Origin of the sequence: Streptomyces javensis (assembly GCF_039525925.1) — a bacterium.
Taxonomy (GTDB): Bacteria; Actinomycetota; Actinomycetes; order Streptomycetales; family Streptomycetaceae; genus Streptomyces; species Streptomyces asiaticus.
In genome coordinates, this window is sequence record NZ_BAAAIF010000077.1 from 21193 (window position 1) to 39967 (window position 18775).

Genomic DNA, 18775 nt, shown 5'->3' on the forward strand with positions numbered 1-18775 from the left:
AGCGACCCCGCTCCCGTCACACCCCCCTCACACCCCCGCCCGTTGCGGGGCGTGGGCGAATTCGGTCATGCCCTCGTGGAACGTGACCGCCGGGCGCCAGCCCAGCTGGTCGCGGATCCGGCGGGACGACGCGGTGATGTGGCGGACGTCGCCCAGCCGGTAGCCGCCCGTCACCACGGGCGCGGGGCCGCCGAACGCCGTGGCCAGGGCCGTGGCCATCTCGCCCACCGTGTGAGGGTCGTCGCTGCCGGTGTTGTACGCGGTCAGCGCGGACGGGGCCACCACGTCCGGCGCCGCCTCCAGGGCGGCGACATTCGCGGCGGCCACGTCACGGACATGGATGAAGTCCCGGCGCTGGCCCCCGTCCTCGAAGACCGTGGGTGCCTCGCCGCGCGCCAGGGCCGAGCGGAAGAAGGAGGCGACGCCCGCGTAGGGGGTGTCGCGCGGCATCCCCGGCCCGTACACATTGTGGTACCGCAGCGACACCGCGCGGCCGCCCACCGACCGGGCCCAGGCCGCCGCCAGATGTTCCTGGGCCAGCTTCGTCGTCGCGTACACATTGCGGGGATCGGCCGGTGCGTCCTCTCCCACCAGGCCGGGGCGCAGCGGGGTGCCGCACTCGGGACAGCGGGGGTCGAAGCGGCCCGCCGCGAGATCCGCCTCGGCGCGCGGGCCGGGGCGGACCCGGCCGTGGCGGGGGCAGTCGTAGCGCCCCTCGCCGTAGACGACCATCGACCCGGCCAGGACCAGTTCGCGCACCCCGCGCTCGGCCATCGCGGCCAGCAGCACCGCCGTGCCCAGGTCGTTGCAGCCCACATAGGCCGGGGCGTCCGCGAAGTCCTTGCCGAGGCCGACCATCGCCGCCTGGTGGCATACGGCGTCCACTCCGCGCAGCGCCGCGAGGACCGCCTCCCGGTCCCGCACATCGGCGTGCATCCACTCCCCGTCCACGGATGGCGGAGCCGGATGGGTGGCGGTCGGGTGAGCGGCGGGAAGCAGGGCATCGAGGACGACTGGCTCATGGCCGTGCTCGACGAGGGCGGTGACGATGTGCGAGCCGATGAAGCCCGCACCTCCGGTGACCAGTACACGCATAGGGGCGACGCTAGGCGCGAGCGGGCGCCCGGGCCCGCCCCCGCGCCGTTCCGTCACCGCTCCGTAAGACCTTCCGGAGGAGGCGTGGTCACAGAATGGTCACAAGGGGGATGGCCCTGCGTTGCCTTTCACTGCGACCGTGGCGCCCACTCGCGTCCCCCGGGCCCCGTCCCCGAGGTCTGTCCTCCTGGGGTTCCCGGACACGTTCAAACGGATAGTTCAACCGGACACGTCTCTCAAGACCGCCGCCATCGACGAACAGAGAGCCACATGACGGTCACCACCGCCCCCGCGGCCCAGCGTCCCCGCTGCCTCAATGACGTCAAGGGATGGTTCCCCAGCCTTGACCAAGTGCTGTTCGACCGCTTTCTGAGCCGCCAGGAGCACCTCGGACAGCGCGGGGACCTGATGGAGATGGGTGCCTACATGGGCAAGAGCGCCATCTTCACCGCCGCCTATCTGCGGGCGAACGAGCGGTTCACGATCTGTGACCTCTTCGACGCCGAGGCGCCGGACGAGAAGAACGCGGCGGAGGCGCGCAAGTCGTACTCCACCCTGACCCGCACCGCCTTCGAGCAGAACTACCTGGCCTTCTGGGACGACCTGCCGAACGTCATCCAGGGCCCCACCTCGGTCGTGCCCGACCACGTCGGCGCGAACACCTGCCGCTTCATCCACGTGGACGCCTCGCATCTGTACGAGCATGTGGCGGGCGACATCGACACCGCGCACAACACGCTGGTGCCGGACGGCCTCGTCGTCCTCGACGACTTCCGCTCCGAGCACACCCCCGGCGTGGCCGCCGCGACCTGGGAGGCGGTGTTCACCCGCGGCCTGCGCCCCATCTGCCTGTCCACCCAGAAGCTCTACGGCACCTGGGGCGACCCGGAGCCGATCCAGGACGAGATGCTCGCGGACGAGGAGTGGCGCAAGGGGATGCACACCAGCGTGCAGGAGATCGCGGGCCGCCGGGTGCTGCGGTTCTCGGGGAAGCCCGCGAACCCGACCCCGCCCACCTCCCGCTTCGCCCATGAGCCGCGCGACCCGGCCCCCGAGCCGCGCTCCGCGTCCACCGCACCGGCGCCCGCTCCCGCGGCGCGCCGCCCCACCGCGGTCCGGCGGTTCGCCGCCGATGTGCTCCCGCCGGTCGTCACCCGCGCGATCCGCCGCCGCAGGGGATAGCTCCCCCGGGCCTGGAGGGGAGCCCGGGGGCCGTCTGGTCCTGGGCTCCCCAGACCCCCGGCGCCGCGCACGGCCTCACCGCCGCCGCGGCGGCGGTGAGGCCGTGCCACGACCGTGCAGGGCGACATGGTCACGGCGTTGACCCCAGGTGGGACACCGTCAGCGCTTGGGGTGTCCGGAGTGTCCGTGGTCGGCCCGGGCGAAGGCCATGGACAGGGCGATGAGGGCGCGGGCGTCGGCGCTGACGTCGTTTCCGGTGGGAAGCGCGACACGTACGGCAGGGAGGGCGGTGTGCGGGTCTTCGCTCTCGGGTTTGAGGTCGAGGGCCGTGGTGATGTGCCGGGCGAGCCGGTCCGGGCCGCAGCGGGCCAGATCGGTGTCGGGCGCCGCCAGCGCGAGGTAGGGGCTCAGGCGGACCAGGCCGTCGCGGCACTCGATGAGGCGGCGGTAGAAGCGCGCGTGGGTGTGCCGGAGGCGTAATCGGTTCCACAGGGGGCGGGCCGGTTCGCGGTGCAGGACGAGTTCCGGGTAGGCGGTGACCAGGGCCCGCCAGAGAGGGGCCAGCTGGTCGTGCATACGGCGGTGGCTGAGGACCGACCGGAGATGGGTCGCCAGCTGCACTCCGCCGAACAGCATGATGCCGATCAGCACACAGCCGAGGGCCAGGTCGGTGTTCACCTGGTTCGCCGCCTCCAGCTCCGAGTGCGACCCGGGTGCGTCGATGCGCAGCAGCACCAGGGCCACCCGGCCGGCCGCGGTGAGTGCCAGCCCGAACAGGCCGGCCGTCATGGTGCGCAGGCTGCGGGCCAGCTGCCGGGACGCCCGGCGGGCATAGCGCAGGGCCCACAGCCCCGAGACGACGTAGGCGTAGATGAAAAAGGCGTTGCCGACGAGGTAGAAACCGGCGATCCCGGGCTGTCCGATGTACGGGGTGGACGGGGTGTGGTCGCGCAGCGCCGGCGGTGTGGCGATCATGCTGATGACCAGGGTGGTCAGGACGCCGGCCAGAAGGCCGGTGTGCAGTCGCAACTGGCGTCGGAAGTCGGCGGGGGCGCTGCGGGTGGAGGCGGCGAAGAACAGGATGAGGGTGCTCAGACCGGACATGTAGAGCGCGTTGAAGGCGACCTTGCCGACGCCGGCCGGCGCGAACGCCATCAGCCGGTCGCGCACCTCGGGGAAGCCGAGGATGTCTCCGGCGGCGAGCAGGAACAGACAGAGGGCCAGGAGGCGCAGCAGCCGGTCGTGCGGGGCGCGGGTCAGGTCGACGGCCTTCCACACCGCTCCCAGGACCAGCATCGCGGTCACTGCCAGATGGAGGATCACGTCCATCCCCACCGGGCGCTCAGTGCGGAGCTCAGGGGGTCGAGCGTGGAGTCCTCGGCGGTGCGGGGGGTGGCGTAGTCGATGACCACGGCCCACTCCTGGATGATGGTCGCGACCAGTTCGGCCTCGCGCTCATAGTCCTCTGTGTAGTAGGCGCGGTTGAACCGTCGTGTGATCAGCTTGCGCGGGTGGTCGGGACCCAGGGCCAGGGCGTCCTCCTCCGCGCCGCCGCCATCCTGGTGGTCGGCGAGGATGTGGCCGATCTCGTGCAGGATGATGTGGTCCTGGTGCACCCGGCTCGTCTTCCGCTGGTAGAAGATGCCGTCCTCGTCCGGGCGGGAGATCCACACGCCGAACGGGCCGGGTACGGGCAGGTCCCAGGGGATCAACCGGATCGGCTTCCCGCGGTGTTGCCCGAGCCGTTGGCACAACTCCTCGACGCGCAGGGGTGGCTGGATGTCCAGTCGGCGTAACAGGCGCTTGCAGTAACGGCGCAGCTCACGTTCGCGTATCGCCACGAGTGCTTCCTCGGGTCTGGGCGCCGGGGACGTCGGTTCCGTCCTGATCGAAGGTGTCGATCATCTTCAGCAGCTGTTCCCGGAGTGCCGGCGTCATGGCTCCCGCTCTCATCGCGATCATCCGTACCTGGTGACTGGCCAGCCGCTCCCGCAGCAGCTCGTCCTCGGGGCTCTCCTGCGCGACCAGGGACTGGACCGTGATCGGCGGCGTTCCTGATTCACGGTGATCGTCAAAGAACTTCGCCAGGCCCTCCAGCACGCTCAGCGTCGGGTTCGTATGCGACCCGTTCCGCAACATCGCCAGATAGCTTCGCGACAGCGTCGCCGGGTGGGACGGATCCGCGGTGACCGTCTTGGCCACCTCGGCCGTCGAGTACTCCCGCTGCCGTCCGTGGGCGTCGCGCCATCGCACCGTTGCGAACAACGCGTTCAACCGTTCGGCCAGCGGCGGCCGACATCCCTTGTCATCACCTGAAGACAATGCCCATCCTCCCGGTCGGATACCCCAGTCATCCCGGAATCTGTGAAGAGCCGAGTGCTCTGCCCGACGCGGCCAATGTTGCTTGCCGTCGCGGAGCACGGAGTGCCAATATGTTGGACACTTCGCCAACGATACCGACGCATGCCGAGCAAGTCTCCATTCAAGGCAGGGGATTTGATGCCACATCACCGTGGCCTCCGTCGGCGGCGTAGGCGTCTCGACGCGACGTACTGATGGATGCGCGAAGAAGGGGAGTCCATGTTAGAGGCGTTACCCGGCCCTGCGACGCGAACTGATCAGGAGGCACGGCGGACGCGGTCCGTGCCCATCGGGACACTGGTGATCTCTGATTCACCGCGCATCGCAGGGGAAAACGCCGAGCACATCAGGGTGCTCGCCGAGTCGGACCTGGCGTGGCCGCCGATCACCGTGCACCGGCCCACGATGCGCGTGGTGGACGGGGTGCACCGGGTGCGCGCAGCGCTGCTGCGCGGCGAGGAGCGGATCGAGGCCGACTTCGTCGACGGCACCGTCGAGGAAGCCTTCGTGCTCGCCGTCAGACTGAACACGCGGCATGGGATGCCACTCTCCCGGGCCGACCGCACCGCCGCGGCCACCCGCCTGGTCGAGAGCCGCCCCAGGTGGTCGAACCGCCGGATCGCGGAGATCGTCGGTGTCTCGCCCACCACGGTCGCCACGCTGCGCGACCGTTCAACCGGCCGGACTGGTCAGTCGAACGTCCGAGCGGGGCGCGACGGCAGGGTCCGTCCCCTCGGCGCCGGCGCCGCCGAGGGGCGCCGGCGGGCGGTCCGCGTCATCCGGTCCCGGCCCGGTGCGTCCCTCCGTGAGATCGCGGCGGAGGCCGGTGTCGCCGTCGCCACCGCCAGGGACGTACGGCAGCGGCTGCGGGTGGGGGAGGACCCGGTGCCGCCGAGGCTGCGGGCGGCCGAAGTGCGGGACTCCGGCAGGGGCGAAGCGTCCCCGGCCGCCGGCACACCATCGGCCGGGGACGGGAAACCCGCCGTAACCCTGCCGCCGGAGCCGGCCGCCCATGCGAGCGCGCGCAGTCTGCGGAAGGACCCGTCGCTGCGCTTCTCCGAGGCCGGACGGACGTTGCTGCGCCTGTGGAGCGCGCACGCGCTGGACGCCGATCAGTGGCAGGTGCTGGCCGACAGCGTGCCCACACACCGGCTGTCCGACGCCACCTGGGCCGCCCGCCGGTGTGCCGAGCAGTGGCTGTGCTTCGCCAGAGGCATGGAGGAGCGCGCCGCGCTGGTCCGTGACCGGGCGAGCTGAGCCGCGTATAGCGCGTCTTCGCCATGGTGGCCGTACGGTCCGCTGCCCTTCATATACGCCGGAGAAGTTCGTGTACGGTGAAGTAACGGGCCGATGGCGCTGATGAATTCGGCAGGTCGGCAACGAACCCGAGGACCGGCGACATGGCACCTCGAAGGGGGATTCCTCGATGCGTAGCTGCGCGACCCAAGCGGAATGAGTGCCGGGCGGCTTTGTGGCTGCCATCCGTCTCCGCTTTTCCTGATGTGCCTTCCTTTCACTGAAAGACTTCCGACGCCAGGGCGGCTCTCGGCCGACCCGGGCTGATATGCGCGCGACCCGTCCCATGACCCGGGCGGGAAGAGCGCTTTCCGCGCCGAACGACTTCACCAGGCCCGGCGACAGGCCATGGGGTTCGTCGTACGCACCCATCGCACCGGGCGCACCCGCACTCCGGGCACCAGCTTTGTGATGCCTCAAGACTGATCACGGACTAAATGGGGGAACAGTGAACACGGCCGAGCGTAGAAGCAAGGGAGTGCAGGAGACGGCCGCCGGCCGGCGACCGGCCCCGATTGCCCCGGGGTGGCGGAATTCCGTCGGGCGCGCGGGAGCGAGCGACAGGGCGGGCGACCGAAGCCCGGAAAAGGCCGTCCGTGACCTGTGGCGGCCCGCGACGCCCCGGCGGGGCCCGGCCACGTACACCCCGGGGGTGCTGCTGGCGGACGACGGCCGGGGGCTTCCGTCCGAGCCGCGGACGGCCGTGCGGTGCATCGAGCTGGCGAACCTGGGCGTGAACCGTGCGGCCGTCATCGAGCAGGCGGAACGGGTGCTGGGGCCTGACGCGACGCGCGCGGACGCGTACGGGGTGTGGCTCGCCATTCTGGCCCTCCAGTACACCGGTGACGTGGTGTCGGCGGACGCGCAGTGCGAGCGGCTGGCCCGGCACCCCTTGTGGTCCGGCTCGGTGCGGCACCAGAACCTGCTCAGGCTGCTGCGGGCCCGCAGCTCCCTGATGTCCGGTGACGCGACCCGGGCTTCGAACCTGCTGAAGGCGGCTCTCGCCGACGAAGGACCGGCCTTCCCGGCCTGTCTCGCCATCGCCTGGCTGATCGAGGCGCTGGTGCACATCGGCGAGCTGGACCAGGCGCATGAGGTGCTGCTGGAGCACGGGCTGGTCGGCCGGCTCAGCGCCGGGCTGCCGGACCGTCCGCATGTGCTGGCCGCGCGGGGCGCGCTGCACATGGCGATGGGCCAGTTCCAGCACGCCGTCGACGACTACACCGCGTGCGGCCGGACCCTGGCGGCCTTGAACGTGGTCAACTCGACGGTCATACCGTGGCGTTCGAGGGCGGCGTTCGGTGCGTTGGCCGTGCAGCGGTACGACCTGGCGCTGGCGCTGGCCGAGGACGAGCTGATCGCGGCGCGCAAGTGGGGCTCGGCACGCGGTGTCGGTGCGGCGCTGCACGCCGTGGCCATAGCGCGGCGGGGCGAGTCGTCGGTGCCCCTGCTGGAGGAGGCCGTCCAGCTGCTCGACCTGGGGCAGGCCCGTACGGAGCTGATGCAGGCGCTCTACGACCTGGGCACGCTGCAGGTGGAGCGGAAGGACGTGGCCGGCGGGCGCAGCCGCCTGGAGGCAGCGGGCGCGGTGGCCCGCGAGTGCGGCAACGCCTACTGGGCGGAACGCGTTCGGCTCGGGCTGGCCCGGCTGAGCGGTCCGGACAACGGTCGGACACTCACCCGCCAGGAGATCAAGATCGCTCAGCTGGCCCGTGCCGGGTACAGCAACCAGCGGATCGCGGAGACGCTGTTCCTCGCCGTACGCACGGTCGAGTTCCACCTTTCCAGCGTCTACCGGAAGCTCGCCATATCCGGCAGAAGGGAGCTGGCCACCGCTCTGGGGTCGGTGGCCGCCTAGGGTGGCCGCCTGGCCTCGCGCTTTCGTGAGCTCTGTCCGGCTGGTGGTCGGACCGCTGTCGGGTTCAACCGCGCGAAAAACCCTACGGGTGGCCCGCAATGAATCCTGTGGGTGCGCCGCAGTGAACCCTGTGGGCACGCCGTAGGTTCCCCAGGCTCGCCTTGTGCGGGGGAGCCGGGAGTGTCAGTGTCGAAATGAATTCAGCGGGGCCTGTTCGAGAGCCCGTATCCATCACCCCACTCATTTCGAGGCTGGCACTCATATGCTCCAGCAGAACACGACCAAGCGGATCGGCTATTGGCTGCTGCATCTGCACAGGCTCTTCGATGAGGCCACCGAACGAGCGTTGTCCAGTGAGCGTCTGAATCGACGGCAGTGGCAGGTGCTGCACGCCATCAGCATCAATGTGAACACCGTCACCGATATCGATGCGGCCTTCTCTCCTTTCCTGGCCGTCGACCGCATCGATTCCTACGCGCCGATCGTGAACGAGTTCGCGGCACGGGGCTGGGTCACGGTGCAGGACGGCGCCGTGGCGCTGACGGCGGACGGCGACGCGGCGCACGACCGGGCCGAGGCGCTGGTGAACGCCCATGCGGACCGCTCGCTCGCCGGGATCTCGGAGGAAGAATTCCTGGCCGCCAACGATGTGCTCGCGCGCATCGCTCACAACCTTGAGAGCGAATAGCGACCGCATGCCCTCGGCCAAGTCGGCGCAGTCATTCCGGGAGAAGAGTATGGACGCTTCAGTCGTTGTGGTCGGTGCCGGGCCCGCCGGACTCATGCTGGCCGGGGAGCTGCGCCTGGCGGGCATCGATGTCATCGTGCTGGACCGGCTGCCCGAACGCACCGGGGAGTCACGCGGCATCGGGTTCACGATCCGCACCATGGAGGTGTTCGACCAGCGGGGTCTGCTCTCCAGGTTCGGTGAGATCGAGACCAGCGAGGCCGGGCACTTCGGCGGTCTGCCCCTCGATCTGGGCCTGTTGGGCGCCGCCCACGGCGCCGCCCGGACCGTGCCCCAGTCCACGACCGAGGCCGTGCTGGAGAGCTGGGCCCGGGACCTCGGGGCCGAGATCCGCCGCGGTCACTCGGTCACCGGCTTCGTCGAGGACGCCGAGGGCGTGACCGTCACCGTCGCCGGCGGGCCCAATCTGCGGGCCCGGTATGTGGTGGGCTGTGACGGGGGACGCAGCACCGTGCGCAACATCGCCGGCTTCGACTTCCCCGGCACCCCCGCCACCACCGAACTCTTCCTCGCCGACCTGCGCGGGGTGGAGCTGGAACCCCGCATGATCGGCGAGCGCACACCCGGCGGCATGGTGATGGTGGCGCGGCTGCCCGGCGGCATCCACCGGATCATCGTCGGCGAGCGCGGCACGCCGCCGCCCGAACGGCGCACGGCCCCACCGGAGTTCAACGAGGTGGCGGACGTCTGGAAGCGTCTGACGGGCACCGACATCTCGGACGCCGAGCCGGTGTGGGTCAGCGCGTTCGGCGATGCGGCCCGCCAGGTCACCGAGTACCGGCGCGGCCGGGTACTGCTGGCCGGGGACGCCGCGCACGTCCATCTGCCGGCCGGCGGACAGGGGATGAACACCAGTGTCCAGGACTCGGTGAACCTGGGCTGGAAGCTGGCCGCCGTGGTGCGCCGCACGGCCCCCGAGACCCTGCTGGACACCTACCACGACGAGCGGCACGAAGTGGGCCGTCAGCTGCTGGCCAACACGCGCGCCCAGAGCACCCTCATCCTCGGCGGCGACGAGGTGGGACCGCTGCGGGACACCCTGGCCGAACTGCTGGACGGCCACCCCGAGGTCGTACGCCGACTGGCCGCCAAGGTCAGCGGCCTCGACATCCGCTATGAGACGGGCGGCGGTTCGCACCCGCTGCTGGGCGCCCGTATGCCGCGGCTGTCCCTGCTCAGGGACGGCCGGCCCACCAGCAGCAGCGAGCTCCTCCGCTCGGGCCGTGGCGTCCTCCTGGACCTGGAGGACAACGCCACGCTGCGCGGCCGGGCACGGGGGTGGGCCGACCGGGTCGACATCGTGACGGCCTCCCGTCACGGGGACCTCCTCGACGAGGACCCCCTGGTGCGGACCGCCGCCGTCCTGCTGCGCCCCGACGGCCATGTCGCCTGGGCCGCACCCGGCTCCCGCTCCGACCTACCGATGGCACTGGCCCGCTGGTTCGGGCCGGCCCGATGAGCACCAGAAGGGAAGCGATGCACAGCACGTTGATCGTCGCCAGGATGGACTCCGGCTCGGCCCGTGAGGTCGCCGACCTGTTCGCCGCCTTCGACCGCACCGACATGCCCGCCCGGATGGGCACCCGTCGCCGTCGGCTCTTCGAGTTCCACGGCCTGTACTTCCACCTCCAGGACTTCGACGAGGACAACGGCGAGGGGCGGATCGAGGAGGCCAAGACCGATCCGCGGTTCGTGCGGATCAGCCAGGACCTCAAGCCGTACATCGAGGCGTACGACCCCGCGACGTGGCGGTCGCCCAAGGACGCCATGGCTCGTCGCTTCTATGAATGGAGTGCCTCATGAGCGCCGCCGACGGCCGCCGCCGGGTGGCGATCACCGGGATCGGGGTCATCGCCCCGGGCGGGCAGGGAACCAAGGAGTTCTGGAAGCTGCTCACCGACGGACGCACCGCCACCCGCCGCATCTCCTTGTTCGACCCCTCGCCGTTCCGCTCCCAGGTGGCCGCCGAGGCCGACTTCGACGGGGAACTGTCCGGGCTGACCCCGCAGGAGGTCCGGCGGATGGACCGGGCCGCGCAGTTCGCGGTGGTCGGCGCCCGGGAGGCGGTCGCCGACAGCGGGCTGGAGTTCGGCACGCTGGACCCGCACCGGACCGGCGTGACGATCGGCAGCGCGGTCGGCGCCACCACCGGACTCGACCAGGAGTACCGCACGGTCAGCGACGGCGGTCGGCTGGAACTCGTGGACCACACCTACGCCGTGCCGCATCTGTACGGCTACATGGTGCCCAGTTCCTTCGCCACCGAGGTTGCCTGGGCAGTGGGTGCCGAGGGCCCCACCACCGTCATCTCCACGGGCTGCACCTCCGGCCTGGACGCGGTGGGTTTCGCGGTGGACGTGATCCGGGAGGGCACGGCGGACGTGATGGTCGCCGGTGCCACCGACGCGCCGATCTCCCCGATCACCGTGGCCTGCTTCGACGCGATCAAGGCGACCACGCCCCGCAACGACGACCCCGAGCACGCCTCCCGGCCCTTCGACGCCAGCCGCAACGGCTTCGTCATCGGGGAGGGCGCGGCGGTGTTCGTCCTTGAGGAGCTGGAGAGCGCCCGCGCCCGGGGCGCGCGGATCTACGCCGAGGTGGCCGGATTCGCGACCCGCTCGAACGCGTTCCACATGACCGGGCTGCGGCCCGACGGCGTCGAGATGGCCGAGGCCATCCGGGTCGCGCTCGACGAGGCCCGGCTCGCCGCCGAGGACATCGACTACATCAACGCCCACGGCTCGGGCACCAAGCAGAATGACCGGCACGAGACCGCCGCGTTCAAGCGCAGCCTGGGCGAGCACGCCTACCGCACCCCGGTCAGCTCCATCAAGTCGATGGTCGGGCACTCGCTCGGTGCCATCGGCTCCATCGAGATCGCCGCGTCGGTCCTGGCCATGGCCCATGACGTGGTGCCACCGACGGCGAACCTGCACCGCCCCGACCCGGAGTGCGACCTGGACTACGTGCCCCTGACCGCCCGGGACTGGAAGACCGACGCCGTGCTGTCGGTCGGCAGCGGATTCGGCGGCTTCCAGAGCGCCGTGGTGCTCGCCGACCCCGAGCGGGGCGAGCGATGAACGCCACGGTCCTGGTCACCGGACTCGGCATCGTGGCCCCGACCGGCCTCGGCATCGAGGACTACTGGTCGGCCACGCTCGCCGGCCGGAGCGCGGTCGGGCGGGTCACCCACTTCGACCCCACGCCCTATCCGTCCCGGCTGGCGGGTGAGATCAGCGGGTTCGCCGCCGAGGAGTATCTGCCGGGCCGGCTTCTGCCGCAGACCGACCGAATGACCCGGCTCGCCCTGGTCGGCGCCGACTGGGCGTTCACCGACGCGGGTGTGGTGCCGTCCGAACTGCCCGCGTACGACGTCGGAGTGATCACCGCGAGCCACTCCGGCGGCTTCGAGTTCGGCCAGAACGAGCTGCGGGCCCTGTGGAGCAAGGGTGGTCGGCACGTCAGCGCCTACCAGTCCTTCGCGTGGTTCTACGCCGTCAACAGCGGCCAGATCTCCATCCGCAACGGTCTGCGCGGCCCCAGCAGCGTCGTGGTCAGTGACCAGGCCGGCGGGCTGGACGCGCTGGCGCAGGCCCGCCGGCAGCTCCGCAAGGGCGTCAGCGTGGTCATCGCCGGTGCGGTCGACGCGTCGATCTGCCCGTGGGGGTGGGTCGCCCAGATGACCAGCGGCCGACTGAGCACCTCAGACGACCCGGCCCGGGCGTATCTGCCGTTCGATGACCGGGCCGCCGGACACGTCCCCGGGGAGGGCGGCGCCCTGCTGGTCCTGGAGGCGGCCGAGCACGCCCGGCGGCGCGGCGCCCCACGGGTGTACGGCGAGATCGCGGGCCATGCCGCCACGATCGACCCCAGGCCCGGCAGCGACCGCGCCCCCACCCTTCAGCGCGCGATCGAACTCGCCCTCGCCGACGCGGGGACGGCCCCCGAGGACATCGGGGTGGTGTTCGCCGACGCCGCCGCCGTGCCGGACCTGGACCGGGCGGAGGCGGAGGCGATCACCAAGGTCTTCGGGCCGCGCGGAGTGCCGGTGACCGCGCCGAAGACCACCACCGGCCGGCTGTACTCCGGTGCCGCCGCCCTCGACCTGGCCGCCGCGTTCCTGTCGATCCGCGACCAGGTGATCCCGCCGACCGTCGGCAGCACACTCTCCCCGTCCTATGAGATCGACCTGGTGAGCGGCGCCCCGCGACCCGCCGAGCCGCGCAGCGCCCTGGTGATCGCCCGCGGCCAGGGCGGCTTCAACTCCGCCATGGTCGTCCGCGCCGCCGAACCCGCCCACCTATGACCCGTACGAAAGGACCCGTATGTCTGCCAAGGAGTTCACCCTCGACCAGCTGAGGGCCACGTTACTGGAGGGCGCCGGCACCGACGAGAGCGTCGACCTGGACGGCGACATCCTCGACACGTCCTTCGAGGACCTGGGCTACGAGTCGCTGGCGATGCTGGAGACCGTCAGCCGCATCGAGCGCGAGCACGGCATCAGCCTGGACGAGGAGGCGGTCGGTGAGGCCGACACTCCCCGCGCGCTGATCCGGCTGGTCAACGAACGCCTGTCCGCCACCCAGACCGCCTGAGCGGAGCCCACGATGACCGACAACACCGCCAGGGTCGCCCTGGTCACCGGCGCCACCAGCGGGATCGGCCTCGCCGCCGCCCGGACCCTCGCCCAGCAGGGGCACCGTGTCTACATATGCGCCCGTGACGGGAACGCGGTCGCCGCGACGGTGAAGACACTCCGATACGAGAACCTGGACGTGGACGGCAGCCCCGCCGACGTGCGTTCCAAGGAGGACATCGAGGCCGTGGTGCGGGCCGCGGTGGCCCGCTTCGGACCGATCGACGTGTTGGTCAACAACGCGGGGCGCAGCGGGGGAGGGGTGACCGCCGACATCGCCGACGAGCTGTGGGACGACGTCGTCGCCACCAACCTCACCAGCGTCTTCCGGATGACCCGCGAGGTGCTCAACGCGGGCGGCATGCGCCAGAAGAAGCGCGGCCGGATCATCAACGTCGCGTCCACGGCGGGCAAGCAGGGCGTGGTGCTCGGCGCCCCGTACTCGGCGTCCAAGCACGGCGTGGTCGGCTTCACCAAGGCGCTGGGCAATGAGCTGGCGCCGACCGGGATCACCGTCAACGCGGTGTGCCCGGGCTACGTCGAGACGCCGATGGCCCAACAGGTGCGGCAGGGCTACGCGGCGGCGTACGGCACCTCCGAGGACGCCATTCTGGAGAAGTTCCAGGCCAAGATCCCGCTCGGCCGCTACTCCACCCCCGAGGAGGTCGCCGGCCTGGTCGGCTATCTCGCCTCCGATCCGGCCGCCTCGATCACCGCGCAGGCGCTGAACGTCTGCGGCGGCCTGGGCAATTTCTGAATCGGGAGACATCATGACGAACCGCCAGGTCGAACACGAGATCAGCGTCCAGGCCGGCGCCCGGGACGTCTACCGGCTGCTCGCCGAGGTGGAGAACTGGCCGAGGCTCTTCCCGCCGTCGGTGTACGTCGAAGTCCTCGAGCGCGAGGCGGACCAGGAGCGCATACGCATCTGGGCCACCGCCAACGGTGAGGCCAAGAACTGGACCTCGATCCGCGAGCTGGACCCGGAAGGCCTGCGCATCACCTTCCGGCAGGAGGTCTCCGCGCCGCCGGTGGCGTCGATGAGCGGCACCTGGGTCATCGAACCCCGAGGAGAGCGGGAGACCCGGCTACGGCTGCTGCACGAGTACCGCGCGATCGACGACGACCCCGAGGGCTTGCGGTGGATCGACGAGGCCGTCGACCGCAACAGCCGGGAGGAACTGCCCGGCGTCAAGGCCGGGCTGGAGGAAGCCACCCGGACCGAGGAGCTGACCCTGTCCTTCGTGGACGACGTCACCGTCAACGGCTCCGCCAAGGACCTCTATGACTTCGTCAACGAGGCCAACCTGTGGACCGAGCGGCTGCCGCATGTCAACGAGGTGAAGCTGACCGAGGACACCCCCGGCCTCCAGGTGCTGCGGATGGAGACGCTCACCAAGGACGGCTCCGCGCACACCACCGAGTCGGTCCGGGTCTGTTTCCCGCACCACAAGATCGCCTACAAGCAGACCACGCTGCCGGCGCTGATGAAGCTGCACACCGGGTACTGGACGTTCGAGGAGGGGCCCGACGGCGTCACCACCGCCGCCTCCCAGCACACGGTGGTCATCAACGCCGAGAACATCACCAGGATCCTCGGCCCGGACGCGGGCGTGTCCGAGGCCCGGGAGTTCATCCGCAACGCACTCGGCAACAACAGCCGGGCCACCCTGGGCCACGCCAAGGACTATGCGGAAGCGCGGCGCTGACCGATGCCCACTCCCTCGACCCACGGCACGCCGGACACCGATGTCGTGGTGGTCGGTGCCGGTCCGGTCGGACTGCTGCTCGCCGGGGACCTGTGCGCGCACGGGGTGCGGGTCCTGGTGGTGGAGCAGCTGGTCCGGCCGATGACCGAGTCGCGCGCCTCCACCCTGCACGCCCGCACCATGGAGGTGCTGGCCGAGCGCGGCGTCCTCGACCGGCTCGGCTCGCTTCCGGACGGCGGTCCGGGGCACTTCGGCGGTATCCGGCTCGACCTGGCGGAGGCCGACCCCGGACATCCCTACGCGGGACAGTGGAAGTGCCCCCAGACCCGGCTGGAAGCAGTGCTCCAGGAGCGGGCCGTGGAGCTGGGGGCGCGGATCCGGCGGGGCCGGCGGCTGGTGGACCTCGCCGAGCAGGGCGACCGGGTGCTGGTCGAGACCGTACCCGTGGACCGGGCAGCGGACGGCGGGGTGGCCGACGGCACGCGGGAACGGGTGACGGGCTCCTACGTCGTCGGCTGCGACGGCTGGCGGTCCACGGTACGGAAGGCCGCCGGGTTCGAGTTCGCCGGCCGGGACGCGACTCGGGAGATGCTGCGGGCCGACGTCGCCGGGATCGACATCCCCGCCCGGCGGTTCGAGCGGCTGGAGCACGGACTGGCCACCGCGCACCGCTGGCCGGACGGCACCACCCGGGTCATGGTGCACGTCTACGGCGCCGAGCCCCGACCCCGTACCGCAGCGCCGGAGTTCGGCGAGGTCGCGCGGGCTTGGGCGCGGGTGACGGGCGAGGACATCGGCCACGGGACACCGCTGTGGCTGAACGCCTTCGACAACGCCCGGCATCAGGCCACCCGCTACCGGCGGGGCCGGATCCTGCTCGCCGGCGACGCCGCGCATACGCAGATGCCGGTGGGTGGACAGGCCCTCAACCTCGGACTCCAGGACGCGGCGGCCCTCGGCGGGCGGCTCGCCCAGCGCCTTGGCGGCGGGGTGGACGACGCGGTCCTGGACGACTACCACCGGGAGCGCCATCCCATCGGCGTGCGCACCCTCACCGACATCCAGGCCCAGTCGACCCTGCTGCTCGGCGGGCCCGAGATCGAGCCCCTGCGGGAGGTCTTCGCCGAGCTGATGCGCTTCGACACCGTACGCCGCCGGATGGCCCGCATGATCAGCGGCCTCGGCCTGCCCCGTACCCCGGTCGCGCCGCCACCCGCCACCGCCTCGGCGCGCCCCCTTCCTTCCCCGACGACTGCGAACGGCAGGACTTCCACCATGGACAAGCTTTCCCGCAAGACCGCGCTGGTGACCGGATCCAGCCGAGGCATCGGGCGGGCCACCGCGCAGCGGCTGGCCGCCGAGGGCGCGCTGGTCGCCGTGCACTACGCGACCAACGAGGACGCGGCGCAGGAGACCATCGAGCTGATCGAGAAGGACGGCGGCCGGGCCTTCGGCGTCCGGGCCGAACTCGGCGTCCCCGGTGACGTCCACGCCTTGTTCCTCGGCCTGGAGCGCGGGCTGAAGGAGCGGACCGGCGGCACCACTCTGGACATCGTCGTCAACAACGCGGCCGTGACGACCCCGGCCGGGGTGCAGCCGGAGGACGTCACCCCCGATGAATTCGACCGGCTCTTCGCGGTGAACGCCAAGGCGCCCTTCTTCATCGTGCAGCGCGCCCTGCCGCTGCTCCCCGATGGCGGCCGGATCATCAACATCTCCTCCGGACTGACCAGGGTCGCCAATCCCGACCAGGTCGCCTACTCGATGACCAAGGGCGCGATCGAGCAGATCACCCTGCACTTCGCCCGCCACCTCGCCCCGCGCGGCATCACCGTCAACAGCGTGGCGCCCGGCATCACGAACAACGGCGGCCCCGTCTTCGACATCCCCGAGGCCGTGGCGCAGATGGCACAGCTGTCGGCCTTCAAGCGGGTGGGTGAGGCGGTGGACGTCGCGAACGTGGTGACCTTCCTGGCCACCCACGAGGCCCGCTGGATCACCGGCGCCTTCATCGACGCCAGCGGCGGCACCCTGCTGGGCTGACCCGGCCACATGAGAGGAGGGGGAGAACGGTGACGGCCGTACAGGAACCGCCGACTTTTGCCGAACACGTCGGCGAACTCAGGGAACTGAAGGAAACAGCCCGGCTCGGGGCCGACCCCAGGGCCACCGAGCGCCAGCACGCCAAGGGGAAGCTGACCGCGTACGAACGCATCGACCTCCTGCTCGACCCCGGGAGCTTCACCGAGGTCGAGCCGTTGCGGCGGCACCGGGCCACGGGCTTCGGACTGGAGGGCAAACGGCCGCACACCGACGGTGTCGTCACTGGCTGGGGCACCGTCGAGGGGCGGACCGTCTTCGTGTACGCGCACGATTTCAGGATCTTCGGCGGCGCGCTGGGCGAGGCCCACGCGGAGAAGATTCAGAAGATCATGGACATGGCCGTCGCGGCGGGTAGTCCGCTGGTGTCCCTCAATGACGGCGCCGGCGCCCGCATCCAGGAGGGCGTCTCCGCGCTCGCCGGCTACGGCGGGATCTTCCAGCGCAACACCCGGGCGTCCGGCGTCATCCCGCAGATCAGTGTGATGCTCGGCGCCTGCGCGGGCGGCGCGGCCTACTCGCCCGCGCTCACCGACTTCGTCTTCGCGGTCCGCGGGATCTCACAGATGTTCATCACCGGCCCCGACGTGGTCCGCGCGGTCACCGGCGAGAAGGTCACGCACGACGGGCTCGGCGGCGCCGACGTCCACGGCAGTTCCTCGGGCGTCGCCCACTTCGTCCACGACGACGAGGAGACCTGTCTGGCCGAGGTGCGCTGGCTGCTGTCGATGCTGCCCTCCAACAACCGTGAACTGCCGCCCGCCGCCGCGACCGGGGACCCTGCGGACCGCGGGGTGGACCGGCTGGTGGAGCTGGTGCCGCTGGACGGCAACCGGTCCTACGACATGCGTGAGGTGATCGCCGAGATCGTCGACGACGGCGACTTCATGGAAGTGCACGCCCAGTGGGGTGCCAACCTGGTGTGCGCGCTGGGCCGGCTCGACGGCGAGGTGCTCGGCGTGGTGGCGAACCAGCCGGCCGCGCTGGCCGGTGTCCTCGACATCACCGCGAGCGAGAAGGGCGCCAGGTTCGTCCAGTTCTGCGACGCCTTCAACATTCCGCTGCTCACGCTGGTGGACGTCCCCGGCTTCCTGCCCGGCGTCGATCAGGAGCACGAGGGCATCATCCGCCGCGGCGCCAAGCTGCTCTACGCGTACTGCAACGCCACCGTGCCGCGGATCTCGGTGGTGCTGCGCAAGGCGTACGGCGGCGCCTACATCGTGATGGACTCGCGTTCCATCGGTGCGGACCTCGCCCTGGCCTGGCCCACCAACGAGATCGCGGTCATGGGCGCGGAGGCGGCCGCTGACGTGGTCTTCCGACGGGAGATCGCCGCCTCGGACGACCCCGCGACCACCCGCGAACAGAAGATCAAGGAGTACCGGCGGGAGCTGGTGCACCCGTACTACGCGGCCGAACGCGGTCTGGTCGACGACGTGATCGACCCGGGTGACACCCGCGCCGTGCTGGCCCGCGCCTTCGCGATGCTGCGACGCAAGGACGCCGACCTGCCGCGCCGCAAGCACGGCAACCCGCCGCAGTGACCGCCGCGACGGGGCCGACCGGCGACGGGCAGGTCTTCCTGCGGATCGAGAAGGGCCGCCCGGACGCGCTGGAGCTCGCCGCGCTCACCGCGGCCCTGTTCCAACGCCTCGCCGCCCAGCCGGCGGAACCGGACCGGCCCCGGCCCCGGGCCGGCTGGCGCCGCCCCGAACGGTCACCGGGCTTCCAGGGCCCCAGGTCATGGCAGGACACGGCCCCGTGAACCGCCCTCGAGTACGCCAACG

At 71.2% G+C, this 18775-nt stretch carries 18 protein-coding genes; 14 read left to right on the top strand and 4 right to left on the bottom strand.

What is annotated here, in order from left to right; translation table 11 throughout:
* Positions 1–27: 27 nt before the first annotated feature.
* The gene (locus ABD329_RS40630; RefSeq protein WP_198282196.1) at positions 28–1095 is read right to left on the bottom strand and encodes an NAD-dependent epimerase/dehydratase family protein; all 1068 of its coding nucleotides are present in this window, start codon (positions 1093–1095) and stop codon (positions 28–30) included.
* A 270-nt stretch (positions 1096–1365) separates the two neighbouring features.
* On the opposite strand from ABD329_RS40630, the gene ABD329_RS40635 reads away from it, so the two are divergent.
* Positions 1366–2277 (top strand): class I SAM-dependent methyltransferase, encoded by a 912-nt coding sequence (locus tag ABD329_RS40635; RefSeq protein WP_198282197.1) that lies wholly within the window; start codon positions 1366–1368, stop codon positions 2275–2277.
* A 159-nt stretch (positions 2278–2436) separates the two neighbouring features.
* Here ABD329_RS40635 and ABD329_RS40640 read toward each other — a convergent pair whose 3' ends face one another.
* Genes ABD329_RS40640 through ABD329_RS40650 form a run of 3 tightly spaced genes read right to left on the bottom strand, consistent with a single transcriptional unit; the run spans position 2437 to position 4698 of the window.
* A complete protein-coding gene (locus ABD329_RS40640; protein ID WP_198276566.1) occupies positions 2437–3606 on the bottom strand; it encodes an MAB_1171c family putative transporter in 1170 nt (389 codons plus the stop codon).
* Entirely contained in the window at positions 3597–4118 is a 522-nt protein-coding gene (locus ABD329_RS40645; RefSeq protein ID WP_198276563.1) for a hypothetical protein, read from the bottom strand. Before ABD329_RS40645 ends, ABD329_RS40640 begins: the two co-directional genes overlap by 10 nt.
* Positions 4099–4698, bottom strand: a complete 600-nt coding sequence (locus tag ABD329_RS40650; RefSeq protein WP_344317724.1) for a hypothetical protein — start codon at positions 4696–4698, stop codon at positions 4099–4101. Before ABD329_RS40650 ends, ABD329_RS40645 begins: the two co-directional genes overlap by 20 nt.
* Before the next feature lie 222 nt (positions 4699–4920).
* Between ABD329_RS40650 and ABD329_RS40655 the strand changes: the two genes are divergently transcribed.
* The 13 genes from ABD329_RS40655 to ABD329_RS40715 all read left to right on the top strand — a co-directional run bounded on the left by ABD329_RS40655 (position 4921) and on the right by ABD329_RS40715 (position 18753).
* Positions 4921–5895 carry a hypothetical protein gene (locus tag ABD329_RS40655; protein WP_309142687.1) on the top strand — a complete coding sequence of 325 codons (975 nt, stop codon included), beginning with the start codon at positions 4921–4923 and terminating at the stop codon, positions 5893–5895.
* 691 nt (positions 5896–6586) lie between these two features.
* Positions 6587–7792, top strand: a complete 1206-nt coding sequence (locus ABD329_RS40660; RefSeq protein WP_198276561.1) for a helix-turn-helix transcriptional regulator — start codon at positions 6587–6589, stop codon at positions 7790–7792.
* 262 nt (positions 7793–8054) lie between these two features.
* The gene (locus ABD329_RS40665) at positions 8055–8480 is read left to right on the top strand and encodes a MarR family winged helix-turn-helix transcriptional regulator (protein WP_198276560.1); all 426 of its coding nucleotides are present in this window, start codon (positions 8055–8057) and stop codon (positions 8478–8480) included.
* Between the two features lie 49 nt (positions 8481–8529).
* Positions 8530–9999 (top strand): FAD-dependent monooxygenase, encoded by a 1470-nt coding sequence (locus ABD329_RS40670; RefSeq protein WP_198276559.1) that lies wholly within the window; start codon positions 8530–8532, stop codon positions 9997–9999.
* A gap of 17 nt (positions 10000–10016) precedes the next feature.
* The gene (locus ABD329_RS40675; protein ID WP_086879607.1) at positions 10017–10343 is read left to right on the top strand and encodes a TcmI family type II polyketide cyclase; all 327 of its coding nucleotides are present in this window, start codon (positions 10017–10019) and stop codon (positions 10341–10343) included.
* Positions 10340–11623, top strand: a complete 1284-nt coding sequence (locus tag ABD329_RS40680) for a beta-ketoacyl-[acyl-carrier-protein] synthase family protein (RefSeq protein ID WP_198276558.1) — start codon at positions 10340–10342, stop codon at positions 11621–11623. The genes ABD329_RS40675 and ABD329_RS40680 overlap by 4 nt, the downstream gene beginning before the upstream one ends.
* Positions 11620–12849, top strand: a complete 1230-nt coding sequence (locus tag ABD329_RS40685; RefSeq protein ID WP_198276557.1) for a ketosynthase chain-length factor — start codon at positions 11620–11622, stop codon at positions 12847–12849. Before ABD329_RS40680 ends, ABD329_RS40685 begins: the two co-directional genes overlap by 4 nt.
* 19 nt (positions 12850–12868) lie before the next feature.
* Positions 12869–13138 carry an acyl carrier protein gene (locus tag ABD329_RS40690; RefSeq protein ID WP_198276556.1) on the top strand — a complete coding sequence of 90 codons (270 nt, stop codon included), beginning with the start codon at positions 12869–12871 and terminating at the stop codon, positions 13136–13138.
* A 12-nt stretch (positions 13139–13150) separates the two neighbouring features.
* Positions 13151–13936 (top strand): 3-oxoacyl-ACP reductase FabG, encoded by a 786-nt coding sequence (gene fabG / locus ABD329_RS40695; RefSeq protein ID WP_198276555.1) that lies wholly within the window; start codon positions 13151–13153, stop codon positions 13934–13936.
* Between the two features lie 13 nt (positions 13937–13949).
* Positions 13950–14888: an aromatase/cyclase gene (locus ABD329_RS40700; protein ID WP_198276554.1), complete on the top strand. Its 939-nt coding sequence runs from the start codon at positions 13950–13952 to the stop codon at positions 14886–14888.
* Between the two features lie 3 nt (positions 14889–14891).
* On the top strand, positions 14892–16931 hold the full coding sequence (locus ABD329_RS40705; protein ID WP_198276553.1) for an SDR family oxidoreductase: 2040 nt from the start codon (positions 14892–14894) through the stop codon (positions 16929–16931).
* Between the two features lie 29 nt (positions 16932–16960).
* Positions 16961–18532: an acyl-CoA carboxylase subunit beta gene (locus ABD329_RS40710; RefSeq protein WP_198276552.1), complete on the top strand. Its 1572-nt coding sequence runs from the start codon at positions 16961–16963 to the stop codon at positions 18530–18532.
* On the top strand, positions 18529–18753 hold the full coding sequence (locus tag ABD329_RS40715; protein WP_309142686.1) for an acyl-CoA carboxylase epsilon subunit: 225 nt from the start codon (positions 18529–18531) through the stop codon (positions 18751–18753). The genes ABD329_RS40710 and ABD329_RS40715 overlap by 4 nt, the downstream gene beginning before the upstream one ends.
* Positions 18754–18775: the final 22 nt, after the last annotated feature.

Bases quoted from the DNA above. Each gene is read 5' to 3' on its own strand.
- ABD329_RS40670 (WP_198276559.1), top strand. From the start codon at position 8,530: ATGGACGCTTCAGTCGTTGTGGTCGGTGCCGGGCCCGCCGGACTCATG.
- ABD329_RS40690 (WP_198276556.1), top strand. From the start codon at position 12,869: ATGTCTGCCAAGGAGTTCACCCTCGACCAGCTGAGGGCCACGTTACTG.
- ABD329_RS40630 (WP_198282196.1), bottom strand. From the start codon at position 1,095: ATGCGTGTACTGGTCACCGGAGGTGCGGGCTTCATCGGCTCGCACATC.
- ABD329_RS40635 (WP_198282197.1), top strand. From the start codon at position 1,366: ATGACGGTCACCACCGCCCCCGCGGCCCAGCGTCCCCGCTGCCTCAAT.
- ABD329_RS40680 (WP_198276558.1), top strand. From the start codon at position 10,340: ATGAGCGCCGCCGACGGCCGCCGCCGGGTGGCGATCACCGGGATCGGG.
- ABD329_RS40675 (WP_086879607.1), top strand. From the start codon at position 10,017: ATGCACAGCACGTTGATCGTCGCCAGGATGGACTCCGGCTCGGCCCGT.
- ABD329_RS40700 (WP_198276554.1), top strand. From the start codon at position 13,950: ATGACGAACCGCCAGGTCGAACACGAGATCAGCGTCCAGGCCGGCGCC.
- ABD329_RS40665 (WP_198276560.1), top strand. From the start codon at position 8,055: ATGCTCCAGCAGAACACGACCAAGCGGATCGGCTATTGGCTGCTGCAT.
- ABD329_RS40705 (WP_198276553.1), top strand. From the start codon at position 14,892: ATGCCCACTCCCTCGACCCACGGCACGCCGGACACCGATGTCGTGGTG.
- ABD329_RS40640 (WP_198276566.1), bottom strand. From the start codon at position 3,606: ATGGACGTGATCCTCCATCTGGCAGTGACCGCGATGCTGGTCCTGGGA.
- fabG (WP_198276555.1), top strand. From the start codon at position 13,151: ATGACCGACAACACCGCCAGGGTCGCCCTGGTCACCGGCGCCACCAGC.
- ABD329_RS40685 (WP_198276557.1), top strand. From the start codon at position 11,620: ATGAACGCCACGGTCCTGGTCACCGGACTCGGCATCGTGGCCCCGACC.